Source organism: Streptococcus sp. HMSC064D12 (assembly GCF_001837205.1).
GTDB classification, from domain to species: Bacteria; Bacillota; Bacilli; order Lactobacillales; family Streptococcaceae; genus Streptococcus; species Streptococcus salivarius_D.
Genome location: NZ_KV831741.1, coordinates 13,652 through 19,596 on the forward strand (window position 1 = coordinate 13,652; position 5,945 = coordinate 19,596).

Below are 5,945 nucleotides of genomic sequence, written 5' to 3' on the forward strand. Positions count from 1 at the left end.
AAATAACTTTTTTCATTTTCATAATCTCCCAAGAGGTGGTCCAAGTGGCTGCCTTTTTTGTGTCCAAATTTGGATACATACCCATATCTCCGAACAAATATGTTATAATGGTTATGTATAATTCGTGAAAATTGCTAATTTTTCCGAATGATTGTCGTTAACGGGCATTTGCCCCTAGTCTTATTTGATATTGAGGTATCTTTCAAATGAAACTTTTGGTTGTTGGTTCTGGTGGTCGTGAACATGCGATTGCCAAGAAATTATTGGAGTCTAAGGACGTTGAGCAAGTTTTCGTGGCTCCTGGTAATGACGGGATGACATTGGACGGTCTTGATTTGATCAATATCGGAATTTCCGAACATTCTAAGCTGATTGACTTCGCAAAAGCGAACGATATTGCTTGGACCTTTATCGGTCCAGATGATGCCCTTGCAGCTGGTATCGTGGATGATTTCAATGCGGCTGGACTCAAAGCCTTTGGTCCTACCAAGGCTGCGGCTGAGCTTGAGTGGTCTAAGGATTTTGCTAAGGAAATCATGGTCAAGTACGACGTTCCGACAGCAGCCTATGGCACATTTTCAGATTTCGAGGAAGCCAAGGCCTACATTGAGGAAAAAGGCGCTCCAATCGTCGTCAAGGCAGACGGCTTGGCCCTTGGGAAAGGTGTCGTCGTTGCTGAAACGGTTGAGCAAGCCGTCGAAGCTGCTCACGAGATGCTTTTGGACAATAAATTCGGTGATTCAGGTGCGCGTGTGGTCATCGAGGAATTCCTTGACGGGGAAGAGTTTTCTCTCTTTGCCTTTGTCAATGGGGAAAAGTTCTACATCATGCCAACGGCTCAGGACCACAAACGTGCTTATGATGGCGACAAGGGTCCTAACACTGGTGGGATGGGTGCCTATGCGCCAGTTCCTCACTTGCCACAGAGCGTGGTTGACACAGCGGTTGACACTATTGTCAAGCCAGTTCTTGAAGGTATGATCAAAGAAGGTCGTCCTTACACTGGTGTCCTTTACGCTGGACTTATCTTGACAGCTGATGGCCCTAAAGTCATCGAGTTCAACTCACGTTTTGGTGATCCTGAAACACAAATCATCTTGCCTCGTTTGACATCTGACTTTGCACAAAACATCACTGACATTTTGGAAGGTAAAGAGCCAGCCATCACTTGGACGGACAAGGGTGTGACACTTGGTGTGGTTGTAGCCTCAAACGGCTACCCACTCGCTTATGAGAAGGGTATCAAACTTCCAGCCAAGACAGAGGGTGACATCATCACTTACTATGCTGGTGCTAAATTCGCTGAAAATGGCCAAGACCTCCTCTCAAACGGAGGACGTGTCTACATGCTTGTCACAACAGCAGATACCGTCAAAGATGGCCAAAACATTATCTACAACGAACTCAGCAACCAAAACACAGAAGGCCTCTTCTATCGTACGGATATCGGTAGCAAGGCTAACAAATAAAACTCTTTGAAAATCTTCGATTGACTGTGTTAAAGCTCCTTGATGAACGTTAGTTCTATCTTCGTCGCTTTGCCTTGTCACTCTGTGATTTTCTTTGAGTTTTCGAATATCAATGCTATTTTAGGCGACGAAGTCGCCAATCCGATAATGGTCGCCGTGGTGAAAAGACCAGAACAGGATCTGTTCTGGTCGGGGGAAACTTTGAGACTTTAGGCTCAAAGTTTAGGAATGAAACCGAAGGTTTGCTTCCGTCCCCACCACCTAAGACCATTATCAAAAAAGAAAAAGGATATTAACTATGAAACCAGTAATTTCCATTATCATGGGCTCAAAATCTGACTGGGCAACCATGCAAAAAGCCGCTGAAGTCCTCGACAACTTTGGTGTCGCTTACGAAAAGAAAGTTGTTTCCGCACACCGTACACCGGACCTCATGTTCAAGCATGCCGAAGAAGCACGTAGTCGTGGCATCAAGGTCATCATCGCAGGTGCTGGTGGCGCTGCTCACTTGCCAGGTATGGTTGCTGCTAAAACAACCCTTCCAGTCATTGGTGTTCCAGTCAAATCACGTGCCCTCAGTGGCGTGGATTCGCTCTATTCTATCGTTCAGATGCCAGGTGGTGTTCCAGTCGCAACCATGGCTATCGGTGAAGCTGGTGCGACTAATGCAGCCCTCTTTGCCCTTCGTCTCCTCTCAGTAGAAGACAAGGCCATTGCGGATGCGCTTGCTAACTTTGCTGAAGAACAAGGAAAAATCGCAGAGGAGTCTACAAATGAGCTCAACTAAAACCATTGGAATCATCGGTGGTGGCCAGCTCGGTCAGATGATGGCTATCTCAGCTATTTACATGGGCCACAAGGTTATCACCCTTGATCCTGCGGCAGATTGTCCATCTTCTCGTGTGTCTGAGGTTATCGTGGCACCTTATGACGATGTGGACGCCCTTCGTCAGTTGGCGGACAGCTGTGATGTTCTCACTTATGAGTTTGAAAATGTCGATGCTGACGGCCTTGATGCTGTTATCAAAGACGGTCTGCTCCCACAAGGAACAGACCTGCTTCGCATTTCTCAAAACCGTATTTTTGAGAAGGACTTCCTCTCAAACAAGGCTAAAGTGACGGTTGCGCCTTATAAGGTCGTGACATCTAGCCTTGATTTGGAAGATATTGACCTTTCTAAAAAATACGTCCTCAAGACAGCGACAGGTGGTTACGATGGCCACGGTCAAAAAGTCATCACATCAGTCGACGATTTGGAAGAGGCAAATGCCCTTGCTAACTCAGCCGAGTGTGTCTTGGAAGAGTTCGTCAACTTCGACCTCGAGATTTCGGTCATCGTGTCTGGTAACGGCAAGGATGTGACGGTTTTCCCAGTTCAGGAAAATATCCATCGCAACAACATCCTCTCTAAAACTATTGTGCCTGCCCGTATTTCTGACAGTCTAGCTGAGAAAGCTAAAGCTATGGCTGTGAAGATTGCTGAGCAACTTAACCTCTCTGGTACCCTCTGTGTGGAAATGTTTGCGACAGCTGATGATATCATCGTCAATGAAATCGCACCACGCCCACACAATTCAGGCCACTACTCAATTGAAGCCTGTGACTTTTCACAGTTTGACACGCATATCTTAGGTGTTCTCGGTGCACCGCTTCCAGCAATCCACCTTCATGCACCTGCTATCATGCTCAACGTCCTCGGCCAACACGTCGAAGCAGCTGAGCGTTATGTCACAGAAAATCCAAGCGCCCACCTCCACATGTATGGTAAACTAGAAGCGAAGCACAACCGCAAAATGGGACATGTGACTTTTTTTAGTGATGAACCAGATAGTGTGGTTGAGTTTGGGAAAGGAATTGATTTTTAGGTGAGAATAGCAATCCTAGGACTCGGAGTTATCGGGACCACTTACGCCTACGCTTTTCAAAAAGCAGGTCATCAAGTAGAACACGTACTTAGAGACAGTAAGCGAAACAATGCTCCAAAATCCCTCTTGGTTGATTTGCTAGATGGTCGCTATCATTCCAAGGGTGAAAACAAACACGACACCTATGAAGTTCATGTGGCAGAAGCTCATTCGGAATATGATTTTATTTTTCTCAGTGTGCGTCATGGTTTTGTCAAAGAAGCCGTGGAAACCTTGCGAAAAAATAATATCAAAGGCACCCTCGTTTTCTTCTGCAATTTCTGGAATACACGAAAAGAGGTCCAAGAGTGGGCAGGAGATTACGACTATATTCTGGCTTTTCCGACAGCGGGCGGTCATATGCAGGAGGACCATTTGGATGGTGTCTTGTTCGACCATTTAATGCTACAAGGTGAGCAAAAAGCAGACATTTCTAACTATGCTGATCTGACAGATTTATTGACTTCTGCAGATTTGAAGTGGGAAGTTCCTCATGATATGGTCGAGTGGATTTGGATTCACATGGCGATTAATGCGGGTGTTACTTCGACAGCTGCTCGTTCAGGAAATTTGGAAAACCCAGAAGAATTGGCTTTGAACTTGATGAATAGTTCTTCGGAATTATCATTAGCCATCAAGGCCATTCGAGAGGCTTTGAAAGTCGTAGAAGCGCGTGGTGTGAATTTGAAACTTTACAAAGCCGAACTCTTGCCCTACAAAATTCCCGCTTGGATTGCAGGAAAAGCCATGAAAATCATGTTTGCGAAAAATGAGCTGACACGAAAAATCATGACCTTACACAATGATAAACAGGACATCTTCTATTGTTGTCAAAGTGTCTATCAGACCGGTCAGGAATTAGGTATTGAAATGCCCATTCTTGAAGCAAATATGAAGGGAATTTCGATTTAGGAGATTTTATGATTCAACTCATCGTCAACGCATTTGTTGAAAAAGATAAGACTGGAGCAGTCGTCGAAGTCTTGTATGCTAGTAGCAATCACGAAAAAGTGAGAGCTAAGTATGAAGAGTTGGTTGCTCAATATCCTGAAAACTATTTAGCTATCTATGATTTGCCGATGGATACTGATTTGAATAAACTAGATCACTATCCATCAGTGTGGATTGGGAAAGAGGAATTTGAATAAAGCGACAGTTGGTTGCTAACTGATGTAAAACATCAAAAGAAAGGAAAATAAAAACATGATCGAACGTTATTCACGCCCAGAAATGGCGAACATTTGGACTGAAGAAAATAAATACCGTGCTTGGCTTGAGGTGGAAATCTTAGCTGACGAAGCATGGGCTGAGTTGGGAGAAATTCCTAAGGAAGATGTGGCTTTGATTCGTGAAAAAGCGGATTTTGACATCGACCGTATTCTTGAAATCGAGCAGCAAACGCGTCACGATGTGGTGGCCTTCACACGTGCGGTTTCTGAGACTCTTGGTGAAGAACGTAAGTGGGTTCACTATGGGTTGACTTCTACTGACGTGGTAGATACTGCCTATGGTTATCTCTACAAACAAGCCAACGATATCATCCGCAAGGACCTTGAAAACTTCACCAACATCATCGCTGACAAAGCGAAGGAACACAAGTTCACAATCATGATGGGTCGTACCCACGGTGTGCACGCTGAGCCGACAACTTTTGGTCTTAAATTGGCGACTTGGTACAGCGAAATGAAACGTAACATTGAGCGTTTCGAGCATGCGGCTGCTGGTGTGGAGGCTGGTAAGATTTCTGGTGCGGTTGGTAACTTTGCCAACATCCCACCATTCGTTGAAAAATACGTCTGCGACAAACTTGGTATCCGTGCTCAAGAAATCTCTACACAGGTCCTTCCTCGTGACCTTCACGCTGAGTACTTTGCAGTTCTTGCTAGCATCGCAACTTCTATCGAGCGTATGGCGACTGAAATCCGTGGTCTTCAAAAATCTGAACAACGTGAAGTGGAAGAGTTCTTTGCCAAAGGTCAAAAAGGATCTTCAGCAATGCCTCACAAACGTAACCCTATTGGTTCTGAAAACATGACAGGTCTTGCGCGTGTTATCCGTGGTCACATGGTGACAGCTTATGAAAACGTAGCCCTTTGGCACGAACGTGATATCTCTCACTCATCAGCTGAGCGTATTATCGCACCAGACACAACAATCTTGATTGACTACATGCTCAACCGTTTCGGAAACATCGTTAAGAACTTGACAGTCTTCCCAGAAAACATGATCCGCAACATGAACTCTACATTTGGTCTTATCTTCAGCCAACGTGCCATGCTTACTTTGATTGAAAAAGGCATGACACGTGAGCAAGCCTACGACCTTGTTCAACCGAAGACTGCCCAATCATGGGATAACCAAGTAGACTTTAAACCACTTCTTGAATCAGATCCAGAGGTAACATCTCGTCTCACTCAAGAAGAGATCGACGAAATCTTCAACCCAGTTTACTACACTAAACGTGTTGATGAAATCTTCGAACGCATTGGTTTGGGTGACTAATCTAAACAAAATAACAGAAAGCAGGTTTGCCCTGCTTTTTTATTTGAAAAAAACATTAAAAATAGCGCAA

6 protein-coding genes are annotated in these 5,945 nt (G+C 44.8%); all 6 read left to right on the forward strand.

The window, feature by feature from the left end; all coding sequences use genetic code 11:
• The first annotated feature begins 206 nt into the window (after positions 1-206).
• Positions 207-1,469, forward strand: a complete 1,263-nt coding sequence (gene purD, locus HMPREF2697_RS05795) for a phosphoribosylamine--glycine ligase (protein ID WP_014633731.1) — start codon at positions 207-209, stop codon at positions 1,467-1,469.
• Between the two features lie 298 nt (positions 1,470-1,767).
• Positions 1,768-2,256 carry a 5-(carboxyamino)imidazole ribonucleotide mutase gene (gene purE, locus HMPREF2697_RS05800; protein WP_014633767.1) on the forward strand — a complete coding sequence of 163 codons (489 nt, stop codon included), beginning with the start codon at positions 1,768-1,770 and terminating at the stop codon, positions 2,254-2,256.
• Positions 2,243-3,334, forward strand: a complete 1,092-nt coding sequence (gene purK, locus HMPREF2697_RS05805; RefSeq protein WP_070849942.1) for a 5-(carboxyamino)imidazole ribonucleotide synthase — start codon at positions 2,243-2,245, stop codon at positions 3,332-3,334. The genes purE and purK overlap by 14 nt, the downstream gene beginning before the upstream one ends.
• Entirely contained in the window at positions 3,335-4,285 is a 951-nt protein-coding gene (locus HMPREF2697_RS05810) for a ketopantoate reductase family protein (RefSeq protein ID WP_070849944.1), read from the forward strand. It begins immediately after the preceding gene.
• An 8-nt stretch (positions 4,286-4,293) separates the two neighbouring features.
• Entirely contained in the window at positions 4,294-4,521 is a 228-nt protein-coding gene (locus tag HMPREF2697_RS05815) for a hypothetical protein (RefSeq protein WP_004181931.1), read from the forward strand.
• Between the two features lie 55 nt (positions 4,522-4,576).
• Positions 4,577-5,875, forward strand: a complete 1,299-nt coding sequence (gene purB / locus HMPREF2697_RS05820; protein WP_070849946.1) for an adenylosuccinate lyase — start codon at positions 4,577-4,579, stop codon at positions 5,873-5,875.
• Positions 5,876-5,945 lie beyond the last annotated feature (70 nt).